Origin of the sequence: Herbaspirillum sp. NPDC101396 (assembly GCF_044767365.1) — a bacterium.
GTDB lineage: Bacteria > Pseudomonadota > Gammaproteobacteria > Burkholderiales > Burkholderiaceae_D > Herbaspirillum.
The window spans coordinates 414003-434909 of record NZ_JBIWNT010000001.1; the positions used below are offsets into that span (position 1 = coordinate 414003).

At 61.7% G+C, this 20907-nt stretch carries 16 protein-coding genes; 10 read left to right on the plus strand and 6 right to left on the minus strand.

The window, feature by feature from the left end; translation table 11 throughout:
* Positions 1–22: 22 nt before the first annotated feature.
* The 4 genes from ACIROY_RS01945 (at position 23) to ACIROY_RS01960 (ending at position 4720) form a co-directional block, all read left to right on the plus strand.
* A complete protein-coding gene (locus tag ACIROY_RS01945; RefSeq protein ID WP_402271778.1) occupies positions 23–1099 on the plus strand; it encodes a branched-chain amino acid ABC transporter permease in 1077 nt (358 codons plus the stop codon).
* 80 nt (positions 1100–1179) lie between these two features.
* A complete protein-coding gene (locus ACIROY_RS01950; protein ID WP_402271776.1) occupies positions 1180–2499 on the plus strand; it encodes an ABC transporter substrate-binding protein in 1320 nt (439 codons plus the stop codon).
* Between the two features lie 127 nt (positions 2500–2626).
* Complete coding sequence (locus ACIROY_RS01955) at positions 2627–3430, plus strand: ABC transporter ATP-binding protein (protein ID WP_116432636.1); 804 nt, start codon at positions 2627–2629, stop codon at positions 3428–3430.
* Between the two features lie 36 nt (positions 3431–3466).
* On the plus strand, positions 3467–4720 hold the full coding sequence (locus ACIROY_RS01960) for a phenylacetate--CoA ligase family protein (protein WP_402271773.1): 1254 nt from the start codon (positions 3467–3469) through the stop codon (positions 4718–4720).
* Positions 4721–4731: 11 nt separating this feature from the next.
* Here ACIROY_RS01960 and ACIROY_RS01965 read toward each other — a convergent pair whose 3' ends face one another.
* Complete coding sequence (locus tag ACIROY_RS01965) at positions 4732–4956, minus strand: hypothetical protein (RefSeq protein ID WP_402271771.1); 225 nt, start codon at positions 4954–4956, stop codon at positions 4732–4734.
* A gap of 354 nt (positions 4957–5310) precedes the next feature.
* Between ACIROY_RS01965 and ACIROY_RS01970 the strand changes: the two genes are divergently transcribed.
* Together ACIROY_RS01970 and ACIROY_RS01975 are read left to right on the plus strand one after the other, a co-directional pair.
* Positions 5311–7251 (plus strand): SurA N-terminal domain-containing protein, encoded by a 1941-nt coding sequence (locus ACIROY_RS01970; protein WP_402339214.1) that lies wholly within the window; start codon positions 5311–5313, stop codon positions 7249–7251.
* Between the two features lie 123 nt (positions 7252–7374).
* Complete coding sequence (locus tag ACIROY_RS01975) at positions 7375–8169, plus strand: glutamine amidotransferase (RefSeq protein ID WP_402271765.1); 795 nt, start codon at positions 7375–7377, stop codon at positions 8167–8169.
* Here ACIROY_RS01975 and ACIROY_RS01980 read toward each other — a convergent pair.
* Positions 8162–8809, minus strand: coding sequence for an arylesterase (locus ACIROY_RS01980; protein WP_402339216.1), 648 nt, complete (start codon positions 8807–8809; stop codon positions 8162–8164). The genes ACIROY_RS01975 and ACIROY_RS01980 overlap by 8 nt on opposite strands.
* 28 nt (positions 8810–8837) lie before the next feature.
* On the opposite strand from ACIROY_RS01980, the gene ACIROY_RS01985 reads away from it, so the two are divergent.
* Positions 8838–9575 carry an ABC transporter ATP-binding protein gene (locus ACIROY_RS01985; RefSeq protein WP_402339218.1) on the plus strand — a complete coding sequence of 246 codons (738 nt, stop codon included), beginning with the start codon at positions 8838–8840 and terminating at the stop codon, positions 9573–9575.
* On the opposite strand, the gene ACIROY_RS01990 is transcribed toward ACIROY_RS01985, so the two are convergent.
* From ACIROY_RS01990 to ACIROY_RS02000, 3 genes are all read right to left on the minus strand, one after another.
* The gene (locus tag ACIROY_RS01990) at positions 9572–10510 is read right to left on the minus strand and encodes a DMT family transporter (protein ID WP_402339220.1); all 939 of its coding nucleotides are present in this window, start codon (positions 10508–10510) and stop codon (positions 9572–9574) included. The genes ACIROY_RS01985 and ACIROY_RS01990 overlap by 4 nt on opposite strands.
* Positions 10500–12011 carry an NAD(P)H-hydrate dehydratase gene (locus ACIROY_RS01995; protein ID WP_402339221.1) on the minus strand — a complete coding sequence of 504 codons (1512 nt, stop codon included), beginning with the start codon at positions 12009–12011 and terminating at the stop codon, positions 10500–10502. Before ACIROY_RS01995 ends, ACIROY_RS01990 begins: the two co-directional genes overlap by 11 nt.
* A 152-nt stretch (positions 12012–12163) precedes the next feature.
* Positions 12164–13447 (minus strand): FAD-dependent oxidoreductase, encoded by a 1284-nt coding sequence (locus ACIROY_RS02000; RefSeq protein ID WP_402339223.1) that lies wholly within the window; start codon positions 13445–13447, stop codon positions 12164–12166.
* Between the two features lie 420 nt (positions 13448–13867).
* On the opposite strand from ACIROY_RS02000, the gene ACIROY_RS02005 reads away from it, so the two are divergent.
* Complete coding sequence (locus ACIROY_RS02005) at positions 13868–14173, plus strand: BON domain-containing protein (RefSeq protein WP_402271751.1); 306 nt, start codon at positions 13868–13870, stop codon at positions 14171–14173.
* Between the two features lie 55 nt (positions 14174–14228).
* Here ACIROY_RS02005 and ACIROY_RS02010 read toward each other — a convergent pair whose 3' ends face one another.
* Positions 14229–15146, minus strand: coding sequence for a LysR family transcriptional regulator (locus tag ACIROY_RS02010; protein ID WP_402271749.1), 918 nt, complete (start codon positions 15144–15146; stop codon positions 14229–14231).
* Positions 15147–15275: 129 nt separating this feature from the next.
* On the opposite strand from ACIROY_RS02010, the gene ACIROY_RS02015 reads away from it, so the two are divergent.
* Both ACIROY_RS02015 and purL read left to right on the plus strand, forming a co-directional pair.
* Positions 15276–16301, plus strand: a complete 1026-nt coding sequence (locus ACIROY_RS02015; RefSeq protein WP_402339224.1) for a zinc-binding alcohol dehydrogenase family protein — start codon at positions 15276–15278, stop codon at positions 16299–16301.
* A 448-nt stretch (positions 16302–16749) separates the two neighbouring features.
* Positions 16750–20769 carry a phosphoribosylformylglycinamidine synthase gene (gene purL, locus ACIROY_RS02020; protein ID WP_402271745.1) on the plus strand — a complete coding sequence of 1340 codons (4020 nt, stop codon included), beginning with the start codon at positions 16750–16752 and terminating at the stop codon, positions 20767–20769.
* Positions 20770–20907: the final 138 nt, after the last annotated feature.

Genomic DNA, 20907 nt, shown 5'->3' on the forward strand with positions numbered 1-20907 from the left:
ATGGAGACACAGGAGAAACACTATGCTTTATCGTGAGGCAGGGCAGTTCAAGACGTCGTACATTGCTGACAGCCAGATATTCCCGATCCGCCAGGATCGCATCGGCATGGCGATCCTGCTGGCCATCGCCTTCGTCGGCATTCCGCTGATTGGCAGCGAATATTGGTTTTCGGCGATCCTGATTCCCTTCCTGGTGTTTGCACTGGCGGCATTGGGGCTCAATATCCTGACCGGCTATGCAGGCCAGTTGTCGCTGGGCTCGGCCGCTTTCATGGCGGTGGGCGCCTACGCGGCCTACAACTTCCAGCTGCGCATCGAAGGCATTCCCATCGTGCTGTCCTTCATCCTGGCCGGCGGTTGCGCGGCGCTGGTGGGCATCGTGTTTGGTTTGCCTTCGCTGCGTATCAAGGGCTTCTATCTGGCCGTGGCGACATTGGCGGCGCAGTTCTTCGTGGTGTGGGCGCTGACCAAATTTTCCTGGTTCTCCAACAACAGCTCCTCGGGTGTGATCAGCACGCAGAAGATCGACTTCTTCGGCATCGCCATCAACTCGCCGGTCAGGAAGTACCTGTTCGTGCTCGCCATTGTTTGCGTGATGGCGATGCTGGCCAAGAATCTGGTGCGCTCCTCTACCGGCCGCGCCTGGATGGCGGTGCGCGACATGGACGTGGCGGCGGAAGTGATCGGCATCCAGCTGATGCGCACCAAGCTTCTGGCGTTTGCGGTGAGTTCGTTCTTCTGTGGCGTGGCCGGTGCGCTGTATGCGTTCTGCTACCTCGGTTCGGTGGAGCCGGACGGCTTCTCGCTGGACCTGTCGTTCCGCATTCTGTTCATGATCATCATCGGTGGCGTCGGCAGCATCCTCGGCGCCTTCCTCGGTTCTGCCTTCATCCTGCTGCTGCCGATTTTTCTCGACAACGTGCTGCCGCCGCTGGCGTCGCTGTTGCACCTGCCGTTCACGAATGCGACGGTGTCGCATATCCAGCTCATGCTGTTCGGCGGGCTGATCATTTTCTTCCTGATTGTCGAGCCGCACGGACTGGCGCGCCTGTGGCAGATCACCAAGGAGAAGTTGCGCCTGTGGCCGTTCCCGCATTAACAGATCTACTGTTTTTCAGAAGCAAAACGATGCGTTCAATACAAGTACGCACATGGGTAATAAAACTCAAGGAGACACGTATGAAAAATATCAAACAGCTGGTGCTTGCCGCGACCGTCGCTGCAAGTCTGTTGGCTCCCGCGTTGCCGGCGATGGCCCAGGCCAGCGACCAGTTCATTGCGATTCCGAGCTATCGCGTCGGCCCGTACGGCACCAACGGCCAGTCCTACTACGGCGGCTACGTCGATTACCTGAACTACGTCAATCTCAAGGAAGGCGGCGTCAATGGCGTCAAGCTGTCCTGGGAAGAGTGCGAAACCGAGTACAACAACGCCAAGGGCGTCGAGTGCTATGAGCGCATGAAGAACAAGAATCCAGTGACCAAGGGCACCGCGATCAACTCGATGGCGACCGGCATTTCCTACGCGCTGATCGACAAAAGCGTGGAAGACAAAGTGCCGCTGCTGATGATGGGCTATGGCCGTACCGATGCAGTGGACGGCTCGGTGTTCCCGTACGCCTTCCCGCTGGTGACGACTTACCAGATGCAGGTGTCGGCGATCGTCAAGTTCCTCACGACCAAGAACGGCGGTTCGCTGGCCGGCAAGAAGATCGTGTTCCTGTATCACGATTCGGCCTACGGCAAGGAGCCTATCGTGGCGCTGGAAGCTGAAGCCACGCTGGGCAAGTTCAAGGTGGTGCAGATTCCCGTCGCCCATCCGGGCAACGAGCAGGGCGCGCAATGGCTGAAGATCCGCCAGGAGAATCCTGATTACGTGATCTTCTGGGGCTGGGGCGTGATGAACCAGACTGCGCTGAAGGCGGCGCAGAAAGTCGGTTTTGCACGCGACAAGATCATCGGTTCGTGGTGGGCCGGCTCTGAGGAAGACACGATTCCTGCAGGCGACGCCGCCAAGGGTTACATGAGCGCGACCTGGAACGTGGCCGGCAAGGGCGTGCCGCTGATCGCCGATATCGAGAAGGTGGTCTACGGCGCCGGCAAGGGTAACCTGCAGGACAAGGCCAAGATCGGCTCGATCCTGTACAACCGCGGCGTCTCGGCAGCCATCGCCACGGTGGAAGCCGTGCGTACTGCACAAGGCAAGTTCGGCAAGAAGGTCATGAGCGGCGAAGACGTGCGCTGGGGCCTGGAGAATCTGAACATCACCAACGCGCGTCTGCAACAGCTGGGCGCTACCGGCCTGCTGCCTGAAATCAAGACTTCCTGCGACAACCACGAGGGTTCGGGCAAGGTCAAGATCCAGCAATGGGACGGTACTAAGTGGGTGCTGGTGTCGGACTGGATCGAAGGCAACAAGAACCTGATCCACCCGCTGTTCAAGGCCTCTGCCGCGAAGTACGCGAAAGAAAAGGGTATTACCCCTGCCTGCATGAAATAAATACAGGCCTTGGCGTCGGTGCGTTGAAATGTGTCGGGCGCATCGACGCTTTTTTGAGCAGGAAAAAATCTGAACAGGCAGGTCCGAACACGCAGGTCCGGACAAGTTTGTCCAAGCCGGAGCAAGCATGGGTACAGCACTCAACATCAACAACATCGAAGTCATCTACGACCACGTGATCCTGGTCCTCAAGGGCGTCTCGCTGGCGGTGCCGGAAGGCAAGATCGTGGCGCTGCTGGGCGCCAACGGCGCCGGCAAGAGCACCACGCTCAAGGCGATTTCCAATCTGCTGGGGGCCGAGCGCGGCGACGTCACCAAGGGCAGCATCGAATTCAAGGGCGAGCGTGTCGACCGCATGACGCCCAACGACCTGGTCAAGCGCGGCGTGATCCAGGTGATGGAAGGCCGGCATTGCTTCGGCCATCTGACGGTCGAAGAAAACCTGCTGACCGGCGCCTACACGCGCAACATCAGCAACGCCGAAGTGAAGCGTGAATTGGAAAAAATCTACGACTACTTCCCGCGCCTGAAGGTGCGCCGCAAGTCGCAGTCCGGCTACACCTCCGGCGGCGAGCAGCAGATGACCGCGATCGGCCGCGCCATGATGGCCAAGCCGTCGATGATCCTGCTCGACGAACCGTCGATGGGGCTGGCGCCGCAGATCGTGGAAGAGATTTTCGAGATCGTCAAAGACCTCAACACCAAGGAAAACGTGTCCTTCCTGCTGGCCGAGCAAAACACCATGGTGGCGCTGCGCTATGCCGACTTCGGCTACATCCTGGAGAACGGCCGGGTGGTGATGGAAGGTGCGGCCAACGATCTCGCCAGCAATGAAGACGTCAAGGAGTTCTATCTTGGCGTGTCGGCGGCGGGGCGCAAGAATTTCCGCGACATGAAGTTCTATCGTCGACGCAAGCGCTGGCTGGCTTGATGCAATCCTTCCTCAGTCCACGCATACGGTAAATTCATGTCCGACATTCTCGATCCTCTTGAACAACGCGATCCGCAACAACGCGAAGCCGCACTCATGTCTGCCTTGCCCGGCCTGGTGGCGCGTGCGCAGGGCGGCGAAGGCTGGAGCCGCATCCTCAAGGGCGTCAGCGCCGGCGACATCGGCACGCGTGCTGCACTGGCGCAATTGCCGGTCACGCGCAAATCGGATCTGAAAGATCTGCAGGCGACCACGCCGCCGTTCGGCGGACTCAACACCACGCCGCATCGCCAGTTGCGCCGGCTGTTCGTGTCACCGGGGCCGATCTTCGATCCGGAAGGACACAGCCAGGACTGGTGGCGCTTCGAGCGGCCGATGCGCGCGCTGGGGCTGCGCTCCGGGCATATCATCCAGAACTGTTTTTCCTACCATTTCACGCCGGCGGCTTTCATGGCCGAAGGCGCGGCGGCCAAGCTCGGCTGTGCGGTGATTCCGTCGGGCATCGGCCAGACTGAACTGCAGGTCCAGACCATGGTGTCGCTGCGTCCGGATGCTTATGTCGGCACGCCGTCGTTCCTCAAGATCATCATCGAGAAGGCGCAGGAAATGGGCGCCGACCTCGGCAGCCTGCAACGCGCGCTGGTCAGCGCCGAAGCATTGCCGCCGTCGCTGCGCAGCTGGTTCCACGACAACGGCGTGCCGAACGTGTTGCAGCTATACGCTTCGGCGGACATCGGCAACATCGCATATGAGTCGATCAGCGAAGGCAAGGTCAATCCGGGCATGGTCCTCGACGAAGACCTGATCCTCGAAATCGTCCGTCCCGGAACCGGCGACCCGGTCAAACCGGGCGAGGTCGGCGAAGTGGTGGTGACGTCGTTCAATCCCGACTATCCGCTGATCCGGTTCGGCACCGGCGACCTGACCGCTGCGCTGGACGGCGTCTCGCCGTGCGGCCGCACGAATACACGCATCAAGGGCTGGATGGGGCGTGCCGACCAGACCACCAAGGTGCGCGGCATGTTCGTGCATCCTTCGCAGGTGGCGGAGATTACGCGGCGCCACGGATTGATTCTGAAGGCGCGGCTGGTGGTCAGCGGCGAGATGGCCAACGACAGCATGACGCTGCATTGTGAAACTGCAGACATGGAAAGTGCAGCGGCGCAGGCGGTGGCGATTGCCGACAGCGTGCGCGACATTACCAAGCTGAGGGGAGAGGTTTTGTTTGCGGCGCCGGGAAGCCTGCCCAATGACGGCAAGGTCATCGAGGACGCGCGCAAGTACGAATAATCAGCGGGCGATCACTCTTCAGCGGTCTTGACCACGGTCAGGCGGGCGATCAGGAATTCGCCGTCGATCACCTTGCGAAAAGGCACGCCGGCAGCCTCGAAACCGGGGCCGCCGTGCTCGAGCCAGGTCTGCGCGACCGTATCGAACGTCTCCACATCCATGCCCAGCATCTGAAACGAGAGCACGAATTTCGCGCCTTGCTTTTGCCGTTTGACGATTTCTTCCAGCTTTGTCATGACCGATTCCTGTTTGCCTTGGGACGTTTACGGGCCGGATGATAACGCAAACTCGCGCAAACTCGCGCAAACGCACCCTGATCCCCGTTTTTGACGCATTTCCCCAAGGCAGCATCGGTGACTTGGCGCAGCTGGCTGTGTATAATGACGCGCGGGCGTTGTTGCCAAGGCGGCATCTCCCAGAGCAGCGCAATCTGCTCCGCCAGCATGAGCATTGCTACGAGGCGAACGTGAGTTCGCCTTTTTTCTTATGCGTTCCTGTGTGCGCACTGGCTGACCGGTTTCCGGACGGCGAGTGTGCGGTAACTGATGTCATTTGATGTCCTTGTTTCTGATTTCGTGATCGGCTGACCAATGTTTGAATTTATCCGTAACCATCAGCGCCTGATGCAATTCCTGCTGCTGCTGTTTATTTTCCCGTCCTTCGCGTTCTTCGGCCTTGAAGGTTACAGCCGTCTGTCCGATGGCGACAATGCCGTGGCCAAGGTGGCCGGGCAGACCATCACCAAGGAAGAATGGGACGCCGCGCAGCGCCAGCAACTGGAGCGCATGCGCCAGATGTCCGGCGGTCAGATCGATCCGAAGGTGTTCGACACGCCTGAAGCGCGCCGCGCCGTACTGGAAAACCTGATTGCCCAGCGTGCGCTGGCGGCTGAAGTCGTCAACGACAAGCTGTCCGTGTCGGACCTGACGCTGCAGCAAAGCATCATGCAGATTCCCGGCCTGCTGAAGGCGGACGGCACGTTCGACAGCGAACAGTACCGCGTCCTGTTGGCGGCCCAGGGCCTGACCCCGAAGGGTTATGAAGCCAGCCTGCGCCGCGACATGGGCCTGCAACAGCTCAACGCCGCCGTGCAAGGCACCGCGTTCGCACCGAAGACGGTCGCCGCGCGCCTGTCCGACCTGAACGACCAGGAACGCACCGTGCAGGAATTGTCGTTCAAGGCGGCGTCCTTCGCCGGCCAGGTCAAGGTGACCGACGACATGCTCAAGGCTTACTACGACAAGAACGGCAGCAAGTTCGAAGTGCCGGAACAGGCAAAAATCGAATACGTGGTGCTCGACAGCGCCGCCGTGGCTGCGCAGGTCAGCGTGTCCGACGCCGACGTCAAGTCCTACTACGACCAGAACATCAAGCAATACTCTACCGACGAACAGCGTCGCGCCAGCCACATCCTGCTGGAAGTGAAGAAGGGCGCATCCGCCGCCGACAAGGCTGCCGTCAAGGCCAAGGCCGAGGGCCTGGTGGCGCAACTGCGCAAGACGCCGGGCGATTTCGCCAAACTGGCCAAGGCCAACTCGCAGGATCCGGGTTCCAAGGACCAGGGCGGCGACCTCGGTTTCTTCGGCAAGGGCGCCATGCTCAAGTCGTTTGAAGACGCTGCCTACAAGCTCAAGCAAGGCGAGATCAGCGATCCGGTCGAGTCCGACTACGGTTATCACATCATCCAGCTGACCGGCATCAAGCCGGGCTCGGTCAAGCCGCTGGACGAAGTGAAGGGTGAAATCTCCGCTGAGATCAAGAAGCAGTTGGGCGCCAAGAAGTACGCCGAACTGGCCGAGACCTTCAACAACACCGTCTACGAACAGGGCGACAGCCTCAAGCCAGTGGCCGACAAGCTCAAGCTGAAGATCGAAACTGCCACGGGCGTGACGCGCCAGGCCAATCCGACGCTGCCGCCGAACACGGTCTACAACAATCCGAAGTTCCTGAAGGCGCTGTTTACCGACGACACCATCAAGGGCAAACACAATTCGGAAGCGGTGCAGGTCGCACCGACCACGCTGATCGCCGGTCATATCGTCGAGTACAAGCCGGTCACCAAGCGCGCCTTTGACGACGTCAAGACCATCGTGCGTGAACTGGTGACGCAAACCGAAGAACTTGCCTTGGCCAAGAAGGCCGGTGAAGCCAAGATGGCCGAGCTGAAGGCCAAGGATGATGCCGCCGGTTTCGGCGAAGCCAAGGTGGCTTCGCGCGTGAAAACCCAGGGCTGGAACCAGGATGCCTTCCTGGCCGTCATGAAGGCCGATACCGCCAAGCTACCGGCTTATACCGGCATCGAAGTGCCGGGCCAGGGCTACAGCGTATTCCGCATCACCAAGGTGGCGCAGCCTGCTGCGCCTGACGCAGCCCGCCGCAAGACTGAGCAGGAGCAGATCGCCAACACGCTGGCTGAGCAGGAAATGCTCTCCTACATCAACTTCCTGAAGGAAAAGGCCAAGACCAAGATCCTGAAGGGCGGCGAAGCAGCCGGGGCGACCGACGGTAAACCAGCCGACGCTGCCAAATAAATTGCTTTTTCGCAAATTATTTGCATCAGACAAAAAAGGCCGCTTATGCGGCCTTTTTTGCAGCTTCGGCGTGCCGCGCCGCACGTACAATCAACCTTAACCTTAGTCCTTGAAGCCGCGTCCATGTCAGCCTCAGTGTCAGCCGCAGTATCAGCATCTGTTCCAGCCGCAGCCGGATCGGTCACTCCCGTACTGATCATCCACACCGGTGACCCCGTCGACGATTTGCGCCAGTCGTACGGCAGCTATGCCGTCCAGCTGCAAAAAGCCGCCGGCCTGCACGATGACGAGACTGAAATCGTCTCGGTGTTCCAGGGCCAGTTCCTGCGTGAGCCGGAGCAATACCGCGCGGTGCTGATCACTGGTTCGCCGACCATGGTCACCGACCTGGTCGACTGGAGCGAGCGCACTGCGGCGTGGTTGCGTCGCGCGGCCGAACACGGGCTGCCGATGTTCGGCGTCTGCTATGGGCATCAATTGTTGTCGCACGCCTTCGGCGGCAAGGTCGGATACAACCCGGCCGGGCGCGTGGCCGGCACCATGGCGGTGACACGGCATGCGGTCGCTGCCGGTGAGCATTTGCTGAAAGAGATTCCGGAGAGTTTCGAAGCCCACATGCTGCATTCGCAAGTGGTGCTGGAACCACCGCCGGGCGCAGCCGTGCTGGCCAGCTCGCCGATGGACCCGCATCACATGCTGCGACTGGCGCCGAACATTTTCTCAGCGCAGTTCCATCCGGAATTCACCGGTGAGTTCGTTCGCGCTCATCTGGCCTATTACACCGAGGTCTACGGCAAATGCGGCATCGACACCGCCGCCATGTGCGCCCAGGTTTGCGAGACGCCGCAATCGGCGACGCTGCTGCGGCGCTTCCTCGATCTGCACGCGCCGGTCAAACAAATCCCCGTGACTATTTGAGCAAAGGCTTGAGCGCCGGCCAGACATTGTCCAGCAGCGTCTGCTGCGCCTGTTCGTTGGGATGCATGCGGTCGGCCTGAAACAGCGCCGGCTTGTCGGCCACATCCTTCAGGAAGAATGGCACCAGCGCGGTCTTGTTCTGCTTTGCAGCCGCAGGGAACAACTGCGAGAACTTATTGGTGTAATCAGCGCCGTAATTCGGCGGAATCTGCATCCCCACCAGCACCACCTTGGCCTTGGCCGCGCGCGCCATGTCGATCAGCGCCTGCAGGTTGGCTTGGGTGGCGCTCAACTGCAGGCCGCGCAGCGCGTCGTTGGCGCCCAGTTCGATGATCACGATGTCGGGCGCATGCTTGCTCAGCAGCGCCGGCAGGCGGGTTTTGCCGCCGATGGTGGTTTCGCCGCTGATGCTGGCATTGATAACGGCGGTGACGCCGGCGCCGATTTTCTCCTGCTGCAGCCGTTTATCGAGCAGCGCCACCCAGCCGCTGCCGCGCGTCAGACCGTATTCGGCGGAGAGGCTGTCGCCAAGCACAAGCAGGTTTTTTGGTGCAGAATAGGCGCTCGCTGCGAGCATCAGCAGGGGCATCGTCAGCAGCGCGGCCAACAGGCGGCGCCAGCGTACATCATGTCTTTTCATCGCCTTCATCCATCTTCCATTCGATTGCATGCCTGATTCCTCTGTGTCTTCAAGTTCCACCATTGCCAACACTTCCGCCATCGAAGTCGTCAATCTATCCAAGCGCGTCGCTGATGTCGCCGCCGAGGCGACCGCCATCAGCAAAGCCGGCGAGCTGGCGATTTTGCACGACGTCAATTTTAACGTGCAGGCGGGAACCACGCTGGCCATTGTCGGTGCTTCCGGTTCCGGCAAGTCGACGCTGCTGGGATTGCTGGCAGGGCTGGATACGCCTTCCGACGGCACCGTCAGGATTGATGGCGTCGACATCTTTGCGCTCGACGAAGACGGCCGCGCGGCGCTGCGCAAGCACAAGCTCGGTTTCGTGTTCCAGTCGTTCCAGCTGCTCGGCCATCTCAACGCGGTCGAAAACGTCATGCTGCCGCTGGAGCTGCGCGGCGACGCCGATGCGCGCGGCAAGGCCGAACGCATGCTGGCGCGGGTCGGACTGGGCAGCCGTCTCAAGCACTATCCCAAATACCTGTCCGGCGGTGAGCAGCAGCGCGTCGCGCTGGCACGCGCCTTCGTGACCGAGCCGCCTCTGCTGCTGGCCGACGAACCGACCGGCAGTTTGGACGCCACCACCGGCGAAGCGGTGATCCAGTTGATGTTCGAGTTGAACAAGGAGCGTGGCTCGACGCTGGTGCTGGTCACGCACGATCCGTCGATCGCGGCGCGCTGCGCGCAGACGATCACGATTGCAGCAGGGCGGTTGGTCGAAACTTAAGCGGCTGTTTTCGCGGCATCCGCCATCGCCCGCAACGGATGCGCGCGCCGGTGTTCGACATACGCGATGCCCATGCCGCTGGCGCAGATGATGGCGATGCCGAGGATGGTGATGGCGTCGGGAAACTGGTTGAACACCAGCCAGCCCATCGCGCTGGCCGAGATGATCTGGCTGTAGGCGAACGGCGTCAGTACGGACGCTTCGGCGTGCCGGTAAGCGCTGTTCATGAAGAAATGGCCGATCGTGCTGGTGATGCCGGTCGACGCCAGGATCATCCATTCAGTCGCATCGGGCGTATGCGGCGACCAGAAAAACGGCACCATCAGGCTGCTGATCACCATCCCCACCAAACCACCGTAGAACAGCGTGACCATCGGATCGTCGGCCTGGTTGGCCTTGCGATTGAGGATGGACACGGTGGCATACGTCGCCGCCGACAGTAAGCCCAGCACCACGCCGTGCGCCGGAATGTCGCCGCCCGGACGGATCACGATCAGCATGCCGGCGAATCCCACCCCCACGGCGATCCAGCGCGAGATATACGTGGTTTCACCCAGCAGCCACGGGGACACCGCCAGCACGATCAGCGGCGCGCAGAAATTCATCGCCGTGCCTTCGGCCAGCGGCACGATCTTGAGCACTGAAAAGAACACCAGCGTCGACAGTAGCAACGCCAGTGCGCGCAAGACCTGCAGGCGTGGCCGGGTCGAATTCAGGATGCTGCGACCGTGGCGACGCTTGTACAGCGGCATCAGCGTGGCTGCCATGAACACGGTGTTGATGGTGTAGCGCATCCACGCAATCATCACCACGTGATAGCCGGCCATGCCCAGTAATTTGCCTGCGGTATCCAGCAACGACAGTGTCCACAATGCCGAAATCAGAAAGATGATGCCAAGCCAGAGCCGTGGGTGTGACGCAATATTAGCGGGCATGGTCTCTGATGATTTGATTGAGGAGGGTGCGCACCGCCGGAATCACTTCGCTGGCGGTCAGGCCGACCGGGCCGATGCCGAGGTCGACCAGTTGATCGGCGGCTTTGCCGTGCATCCAGACGGCCGCCAGCGCCGCCAGCGTCGTCGGCCAGCCCTGTGCCAGCAAGGCGCCGCACAGGCCGGACAGGACGTCGCCGGTACCGGCAGTGGACAGTGCCGGATTGCCGGTCGCGTTGATGACGATGTCGCCGTCAGGGAACGCGATGACGGTGCCTGCACCTTTGAGGATGGCGATGCTGTTGAAATGGCGCGCCAGCAATCGTGCGGCGGCCGGCCGGTCGTTCTGAATTTCGACGGTGGTGACGTCCAGCAGGCGCGCCGCTTCCAGCGGATGCGGCGTGATGATGCTGGTATGCTGCGGGCGACTCTGCAGCTTGTGCTGCAGGCCGGGTTCGGCGGCGATCATGTTCAGCGCGTCGGCGTCGATCACGATGCGGCCGTGTGCATCGAGTGCGCGCGACAGCACGTCATGCGCGTGGCGCGAGGTACCGAGGCCGGGACCGACCACCACCGAGGCGGCGCCGAATTCGACGCGATCGGCCTGGCGCATCATCAGTTCCGGATGCACGCTGTCGTAGGCCGGTGCATCGTCGACGAAGGCGATGAACACACGTCCGCTGCCGGCATGCGCCGCCATGCGCGCCGCCAGCACCGGGGCGCCGCCCATGCCGTGGGCGCCGCCGACTACGATGACGTCGCCGTAGCTGCCCTTGTGCGTGTTGCCGGCGCGGGGTTTCAAGGCGGATGCGAACAGCGCGAGTTCATTGAGTTGCGCATGCGGCGCGGGCAGGTGTTTTTCATCGATATCGAGGTTGTCGATGACGATCTCACCGCTGAAATCCTGACCGTCGCACGTGTGCATGCCGGGCTTGTCGCCGATGAAACTGAGCGTGTGTGTGGCGCGTACCGCCATGCAGCCGGCGCCGCCGACGATGGCGCCGGTATCGGCGCTCAGGCCGCTGGCGATGTCGATGGCCAGCACCGGGCAACGCAGCGAATTGACGTAGTCGACGCAGGCGCGCAGCTTGCCGCCGATCGGCCGCGTCTGGCCGATGCCGAACAGGCCATCGATGACCAGCGTCCAGCGCTTATGTGTCAGATGTGCCGCGTCGGCGACGTCGAGGAATTCCACCTCGGATTCACGCGCGCGTTGCAGCGCCTTGCGGGCATCCTCGGGTTGTTTTCCTTCATCGGCGTGCAAGGCGACCGCGACCTGCAGTTCAAACTGGGACAGGTAGTGCGCCGCTTCCAGCGCGTCGCCGCCATTGTTGCCGGGGCCCGCGAGGACGAGTACATGGACATCGTCGTCGCCGGCCACCAGGCTCAGCGCGCGGCGGGCGCAGGCTTCGCCCGCGCGTTGCATCAGCGTGTAGGAGGGCAGTTCCGCCTGGGCGGCATGTTCGATCTGGCGAATCTCAGCAATCGAATAAAGCGCACTCATAGACGACGCAGCCCGATAAGGTAAAAGGTGAGTATGAAACGGAGGGAAAGCAGGAATGGTGCTGGCGCGACCATTCTAAGTCAATTGAAAAAAATCCGCAGACATGAAAACCGCGCAGGCTGTGGCGGCCGCACCGCCGCCTGCGCAGCGTGTCAGCCAAGAACCGAGGAGATCAGCAAACCGTCGCTGTCGATTTCCGTCTCGCGGCCGGCCATGGCGTCGGCCAGCAACTTGCCCGAGCCGACGGCAGCCGCCCAGCCGTGGGCGCCGTGGCCGGTGTTGACGAAGACATTGCCGTGCGCGGTGCCGCCTACCAGCGGCATGCCGTTGGGTTGCAGCGCGAAGGTGCTGCTCCAGAAGTTGGCGGTGTTGAAATTGGCCGCGTTCGGATAGTAGTCGTTGGCTACCTTGAGCAGGCTGGCGATGGCCTTGGGATGCGGCAGTTCGGTGCGCGGCAGGAAGCCGAGCAGGCCGGAGACGCGGATACGATTGCCGACACGGGCGATAGCGACTTTGTAGGTCTCATCGAACAGCGTCGTGTTGGGTGCTTCGTCGAGATTCTTGACGGCCGCCATGGCGTTGTAGCTCTGCACCGGGCACAACGGCAGGGACAATCCGAGCGGCTTGAGCAGCGGCAGGTTTTGCATGCCCGCAGCCAGCACCACGCCGTCAACGGTGAGGGTGCTGTCGCCGTCAGCGCTGCCGACGTCGATCGAGACGCGGCCACCCAGTTCAGGCCGGACTGCTTTCACCGATTGCGAAAAATGGAATTGCACGCCGATCGACTGGGCGATTGCGCGCAGTTGCTTGACGAACAGGACGCAGTTGCCGGCGCCATCTTTCGGGTAGTACAGCGCGCCCGAAATCGGGGTGTCCGACTGGAACGCCGGTTCGACCTCCCTGATGGCATTCTGGCCCTTGAGTTGCTGGCGCGGCAGTTCGAATTGTTTAAGGCTCGTCTCGATCGCGGCGCAGCGTTCTGCGTCCGCTTGATTACGGAACAGATGCAGCAGGCCCTGGCTGTTTTCTTCTTCCAGGGCGTACTGTTCCTGCAGGTGCTGGGTCAGCATCTGGCCGTAGGCCGACAAGCGCGTCAGGCGCTGCTTGTTGAGCGAAAAATAGTCCTGGTATTCGCGCCGCGATTTGCGCACCCAGCGCCAGCGCGACGGGTTGAAGCCGGACTTGACCAGGATCGGCGGTTCATTCTTGAACAGGTTGGAAAAAGCGGTGCGCGTGATCGCCGGCAGAACCAGCGGCTGCACCACGCTGGGCGCAAGCAGGCCGGAGTTGCCGAACGTGGCTTCTTCGGCGACGTTGGCGCGGCGTTCCAGCACCGCGACTTCGAAACCGGCACGCGCCAGGAAATAGGCTGTGGTTACCCCCGACAGGCCCCCGCCCACAATGGCAATCTGCTTCAGTGTTTTGTTATGCGTCACTATTATCGTCACTAATTCAATCGAGGCCGACCCGGTGGAAAAGCCTTGTCGACCCGTGCTGGCGCTGCTTGCCGAGGTGCGCCGATGATCCGTCCGGGGTGTTCGCCCGATACTCGCCCCGTAATGCGGCCTGAATGATACCAAATCGCGGCGGCGTACAGCGTAGTTGCCGCTTTTTGCGGCAATATCGCAGCGGGATCGAAAAAGGATCCAACCGATTTCGACATTTTGGGAATTGTCGCCCGGTTACGGGAACCTGCAACCTGACTTTTCCTCTGAAAGGGGCTTGTTATTTCAGGCGTTGACTGGTTACAGTAGCGCCAGCCGCAGCAAAGCGGTTTACCGGTTTGCCGGAACAAGCGTCTTGTATCTTGTAGTTTCGTATCAACACGCATCCATAAATTTAAAAAGGTGAACACCATGACCAAACGTTTTGCCACATTCTTTTTTGCCCTGTTCGTCTTGGCGCTGGCCGGTTGCGGTTCGACGCCCCAACAGGCCAGCACCGGCCAGTACATCGACGACTCGGTGATCACCACCAAGGTGAAGGCGGCGATCTTCGAAGAGCCGAACCTGAAAACGCTGCAAATCGGCGTCGAGACCTTCAAGGGCATCGTGCAACTGAGCGGTTTCGTGAACAACAGTGCTGCCTCGCTCAAGGCATCTGAGGTGGCGCGCAAAGTAGAAGGCGTCAAGGGCGTGAAGAACAGCCTGGTTGTGAAGTAAGCGACCGCATCTGTTCCCGCCGGCCCGGTTCGACGCCAGTCGACCGGGCCGTTTTTCATTTTGCATTTGATTCGTTCAATGCGTCCAGCGCGTCGAAACGCGTACGCAAAAACGCCACCAGCGCACGCACGGTCGGCGACGCGCTGTTGCGATGGGGGTAGACCGCGTTGAGCGGAATCTCTTCCTGGCAATACGCGTCCAGCACGGTCGCCAGCCGTCCGGCGCGCACGTCGCTGCGTACATCGATCCAGGATTTGTAGGCAATACCCACGCCCGCCACGGCCCATTCGCGCGCAATCGACGCGTCGTCGGTCATGCGGTCGCCTTGCACCTTGACGTCAATGGCTTGCTTGCCGTTCTGGAAACGCCATTGATTGAACAGGCCCTGTTTCAGGTAGAACAGCAGGCAGTTGTGACGCACCAGGTCGTTCGGCGTTTGCGGCGTACCTTGGCGACGGAGGTAATCCGGCGACGCCACCAGCACGCGCCGGCCGGTCGCCAATTGTTGCGACACCAGCGATGAATCGCCCAGTTTGCCGGAACGGATGGCAACGTCGACCGCGTCCCGGAACAGATCTGCGACCCGGTCCGAAAACTGCATCGTGAACTTCACCGCGGGATGCAGTGCCTGGAATTCGTTGAGCCACGGGAACAGCACATTGCGTCCGATGTCGGACGGCATCGACAGCCGGATATGCCCCTGGATCGCATCCTTGCCGCTGCTGAGCAGGGTTTCGCCTTCCTGCAGCAGCGCCAGCGCGTCGCGGCAATATTCCAGGAAAATTTCCCCCTCGGGCGTGAGCCGCATGCTACGCGTGGAGCGCGCAAACAGGCGAGTATTGAGGCGCTGCTCGATACGCTTAAGGCTGGCGCTGGCGGTGGCCGGCAAAACTCCGAGTATGCGCGCGGCCTGCGACAGGCTGCCGGTGTCGGCGGTGTGGATCAGCAATTGCAGGTCGGTGGTCGCGTACATGGCGAATGTTAATTTTCAAATTAAATTTGTAAGTAATTCAATTTTAAGTCTATTTATCTGTTTTTGCGATGCGGTGATAATGCCTCATCTCCCGGACGTTGCCGGGTGCTTTGATAAAGGAAAAACACCATGAAAGCCGTGGCCCTGAAGCGTTATCTGCCCATCGCCAACCCCGAATCCCTGTTTGATGTCGATCTGCCGCGCCCGACGCCGCAAGGCCGCGACCTGCTGGTGGCAGTCAAGGCAATCGCCGTCAATCCAGTCGACACCAAGGTGCGCGCACCCAAGGACAAGATCGAAGACGCGCCGCGCGTGCTCGGCTGGGATGCCGCCGGCGTGGTCGAAGCGATCGGCGCCGACGTCACCGGCTTCAAGGTCGGCGACCACGTGTTCTACGCCGGCGATATCACGCGTCCGGGCAGCAACAGCGAATTCCAGCTGGTCGATGAACGCATCGTTGGCCATGCGCCGGCCTCGCTGTCGGTGGAAGAGGCCGCGGCCTTGCCGCTGACCGCCATCACTGCCTGGGAAGCCTTGTTCGAACGTCTGCGCGTTCCGCGCAAAGCCGAAGCTGCGGCCGGCAAGGCCCCCAGCATTCTCATCATCGGCGGCGCCGGCGGCGTCGGCTCAATCGCCATCCAGCTCGCGGCCAAGGTGGTCGGCCTGAACGTGATCGCCACGGCGTCGCGTCCGGAATCGGAAAAATGGGTGCGCGAACTGGGCGCGCAGCAGGTGATCAACCATTTCGGCGACATCCCAGCGCAGCTCAAGGACATCGGTTTCGAGCAGGTCGACTATGTGCTGATCCTGAACGATACCGACAAGCATTTCCCGGCGGCGGCGCAGGCCATTGCACCGCAGGGCACGATCGCCACCATCGTCGAGAACAGCGCGCCGCTGGACGTGTCGTTGCTGAAAGCCAAGAGCGCCGGTTTCGTGTGGGAATTCATGTTCACGCGGTCGATGTTCCAGACCCCGGACATGGGCGAGCAGGGCAAGCTGCTCAATGAAATCGCCGCCCTGATCGACCAGGGCGTGATCCGCACCACGCTCAGCAAAGTGTTGTCGCCGATCAATGCCGCCAACCTGCGCCAGGCGCATGCCGACCTGGAAGGCGGCCGCGTGATCGGCAAGATCGTGTTGAAGGATTTTTAAGTCTTCGCCCCTGATGTTGCCAGTCGACTGCCATTCCGGATTGCTTTCCTGCCGGAATGGCGTTTTCGTGGGCTGGAACAGGGTGGGCAAGGTATAATTCGGGTTTTCGTATTTTCCGACGCAGATGCAGGGCCTGTTAACAATTAATTTGCGAATGCGAACGCGCGGCAGGCGTTGACTGTCTAGGCGCAGCGACGCGACGTAGCGGTGCTACGGCAAGGAGCTGCAACAACGACAGGCGACGCCTGCAGCCGTTCCCGAAGGGTTGCTGCCAGAAAGCGCGCTGGCGGCGTTGCATGGCTTGCAGGTGGGCCCACCAGCTGCTGCGCCACGCGCCTTGCCAGCACGCTTTCTGGCAGCAACGCATCTCGCAAATTAATTGTTAACAGGCCCTAACGCTCCGGACCTGATGCGACTCGATTCCACCGCCAAATCCTGACTTCCTGCCATGCTGATTCTGCCGGGCTCCAATGCCCTTTCCGCCTTCCGCACCCAACGCCTCCTGTCCCAACTGCAAGCTGTCGACGCCGCCATCACGGGCGTGACCGGACGCTTCATCCATTTCATCGACGCAGTCGGTGAGGTGTCGCAGCAAGACCAGGACCGCCTCGACGGTTTGCTGACCTACGGCGAGCCGTTCAGCGGCGCCGCCGAGGGTGACGAATTCGTGGTGATCCCGCGCTTCGGCACCATTTCGCCGTGGGCCAGCAAGGCCACTGACATCGCCCGCAACTGCGGCATGGCGAACATTCACCGCATCGAGCGCGGCATCGCCTATCACGTGCAGGTCAAGAGCGGCCTGCTGGGCGGCGCCAAGAAGCTCGGCGAGGCCAGTATCGCTGCAGTCGCCGCACTGCTGCACGACCGCATGACCGACATGGTCCTGCGCACGCCGCAGGAAGCGGCAGGCCTGTTCAGCGAGCTGCAAGCCAAGCCGCTGGAATTCATCGACCTGCTGGCCGGCGGCAAAGCGGCGCTGGAAAACGCCAATACCGAACTCGGCCTGGCCCTGTCCGACGACGAGATCGACTATCTGGTCGACGCCTTCACCCGCGCCCAGCGCAATCCTACCGACGTCGAACTGATGATGTTCGCGCAGGCCAACAGCGAACACTGCCGCCACAAGATTTTCAACGCCGACTGGACCATCGACGGCGAGAAGCAAAGCAAGTCGCTGTTCGGCATGATCCGCAACACCCACGAGCTGCATCCGGAAGGCACCGTGGTCGCCTACAGCGACAACTCGTCCGTGATCGAAGGCGCCAACATCTCGCGCTTCTACCAGCGCGGTGCGGCCAAGGGCAACGTCTACGAAGCATCGGACGAACTGACCCACATCCTGATGAAGGTCGAGACGCATAATCACCCGACCGCGATTTCGCCATTCCCGGGCGCCTCCACCGGCGCCGGCGGCGAAATCCGCGATGAAGGCGCAACCGGCCGCGGCGCCAAGCCGAAGGCAGGCCTGACCGGCTTCACCGTCTCCAACCTGATGGTCACGCATGCCGTGCAGCCGTGGGAAAACGCCCGCGACGTCGCGCAAGCGCCGGCACAGCGCGATGCACTCGCGCAAGGCGGCATCTACGGTAAGCCCGATCGCATCGCTTCGCCCTTGCAGATCATGATCGACGGCCCGCTTGGCGGCGCCGCGTTCAACAACGAATTCGGCCGGCCCAACCTGGGCGGCTATTTCCGCACCTACGAACAAAATGTCGGTGGCAACGTGCAGGGTTATCACAAGCCCATCATGATCGCCGGCGGCATCGGCAGCATCAACGCCAAGCACACCAAGAAGAACGACCTGCCGGTCGGCAGCCTGTTGATCCAGCTGGGCGGTCCCGGCATGCGCATCGGCATGGGCGGCAGCGCTGCGTCGTCGATGGCAACCGGCGCCAATACGGCGGACCTGGACTTTGACTCGGTGCAACGCGGCAATCCCGAAATGGAACGCCGCGCGCAGGAAGTCATCAACGCCTGCTGGACCATGGGCGACGACAATCCCATCCTATCGATCCATGACGTCGGCGCCGGCGGCCTGTCGAACGCATTCCCGGAAATCACCAACGACGCCAAGCGCGGCGCGATTTTCGACCTGCGCAAGATTCCGCTGGAAGAGAGCGGCCTGGCGCCGAAGGAAATCTGGAGCAACGAATCGCAGGAACGCTATGTGCTGGCGATCGCGCCTGAGCAACTGCCGCTGTTCCGCTACCTGTGCGAGCGCGAGCGCTGCCTGTTCGCCGTGGTCGGCACTGCCACGGAAGAGCGCCAGTTGAAGCTGGTCGACGCCGAGCAGAACAACAACCCGGTTGACATGCCGATGGACGTGCTGCTGGGCAAGCCGCCCAAGATGCACCGCGACGTCAAGCACGTTGCAGTGGAATTGCCGCCGGTCGATCTGACCGGCATGGATTTGGTGGAAGTGTCGCACCGCGTGCTGCGCCTGCCGACAGTGGCCGACAAATCCTTCCTGATCACCATCGGCGACCGCAGCGTCGGCGCCATGACCGTGCGCGACCAGATGGTCGGTCCGTGGCAGGTGCCTGTCGCTGACTGCGCCGTCACCGCAATGAGCCTGGAAGGCTATCTCGGCGAAGCAATGGCGATGGGCGAGCGCACGCCGCTGGCGGTGATCAACGCCGCTGCGTCGGGCCGCATGGCGGTCGGCGAAGCGATCACCAACATCGCCGCTGCAGCGATTGACAAGATTTCCGACATCAAGCTGTCGGCCAACTGGATGGCGGCCTGTGGCCAGCCTGGTCAGGACGCCGCACTGTTCGACACCGTCAAGGCCATCGGCATGGAATTGTGCCCGGCGCTGGGCGTGTCGATCCCGGTCGGCAAGGATTCGCTGTCGATGCGCACAACGTGGAAAGATGACGGCGCCGCGAAGTCGGTGATGTCGCCGGTGTCGCTGATCGTATCCTCGTTCGCACCGGTGCAAGACGTACGCCGCACGCTGACGCCGCAGATTCGCACCGACCTGGGCGACACCGTGCTGATCGCCATCGACCTCGGTCGCGGCAAGAACCGCATGGGCGCATCCGCGCTGACCCAGGTCATGCAACAGATCGGCAACGAAACGCCGGACGTCGACAGCGCCGAAGACCTCAAGGGCTTCTTCGCCGCGATCCAGCAATTGAACAAGGAAGGCCAGTTGCTGGCTTACCATGACCGTTCCGATGGCGGCCTGTTCGCCACGCTGGCGGAAATGGCCTTTGCCGGTCGCAGCGGCCTGTCGATCAACCTCGACATCCTGGCCATGGAGAGCGAACATGCCGCCGATTGGGGCGACTCCAAGAACTGGACCGCGCAAGTTGGCGAACGCCGCAACGAACTGACGCTGCGGGCCTTGTTCAACGAAGAGCTGGGCGCGGTGATCCAGGTGCGCGCCGACCAGAAGTCGGAAGTCATGAACGTGCTGCGCACTTATAACCTGGGGGCCTGCAGCCACATCATCGGCAAGCCGAACAATCGCGACGTGATCGAGTTCATGCGCGACGCCAAGAACATCTACAGCCAGCCGCGCAGCGCACTGCATCGCCTGTGGAGCGAAACCAGCTGGCGCATCGCGCGCCTGCGCGACAATCCGGCCTGCGCCGACGCTGAATACGAGCGCCTGCTGGACCTCGCCGATCCAGGCATCACACCGAAGCTGACGTTCGATCCGCAGGAAGACATCGCGGCGCCGTTCCTTAACATCGGTGCGCGTCCGCGTGTGGCGATCCTGCGCGAGCAGGGCGTCAATTCGCATATCGAAACCGCCTACGTGATGCACAAGTCCGGCTTTGAGTCGGTCGACGTGCACATGAGCGACCTGATTGCCGGCCGCGCCAAGCTGGACGATTTCAAGGGCCTGATTGCAGTGGGCGGCTTCTCCTACGGCGACGTGCTTGGCGCCGGCGAAGGCTGGGCCAAGACCATCCTGTTCAACGCGCAACTGGCGGAGCAGTTCTCGCAATTCTTCCAACGCCAGGACACGTTCTCGCTGGGCATCTGCAACGGCTGCCAGATGATGAGCAACCTGAAATCGATCATCCCGGGCGCGCAGGACTGGCCGAAGTTCACGCGCAACAAGTCGGAGCAATTCGAAGCGCGCTTCTCGATGGTCGAAGTGCAGGACTCGCCGTCGATCTTCCTGCAAGGCATGGCCGGCACGCAAACGCCGATCGCGGTCGCGCATGGCGAAGGCTTTGCCGACTTCTCGCTGACCGGCGACGTCAACAAGGCGCTGGTGGCGATGCGCTTCATCGACAACAAGGGCGCAGTGACCGAAGCCTATCCGTACAACCCGAACGGCTCGCCGCAAGGCATCACCTCGGTGACCACGCCGGATGGCCGTTTCAACGTGCTGATGCCGCATGCCGAACGCGTGTTCCGCAGTGTGACGCAGTCCTGGCACCCGGAGGGCTGGGGCGAGGATTCGCCATGGATGCGCATGTTCCGGAATGCGCGCAAGTGGGTGGGCTGACGTAGGCTGACGGCCCCCGGCTGCAAAAAGCGAACGCAATAAAAAAAGCGCAGTTCCGGAAGGAACTGCGCTTTTTGCTTTCTGACGCCGTCTGACTTGCGCCGCCTGCTGTGTAAAGCAGGCGGCGCGCGTCAGGCC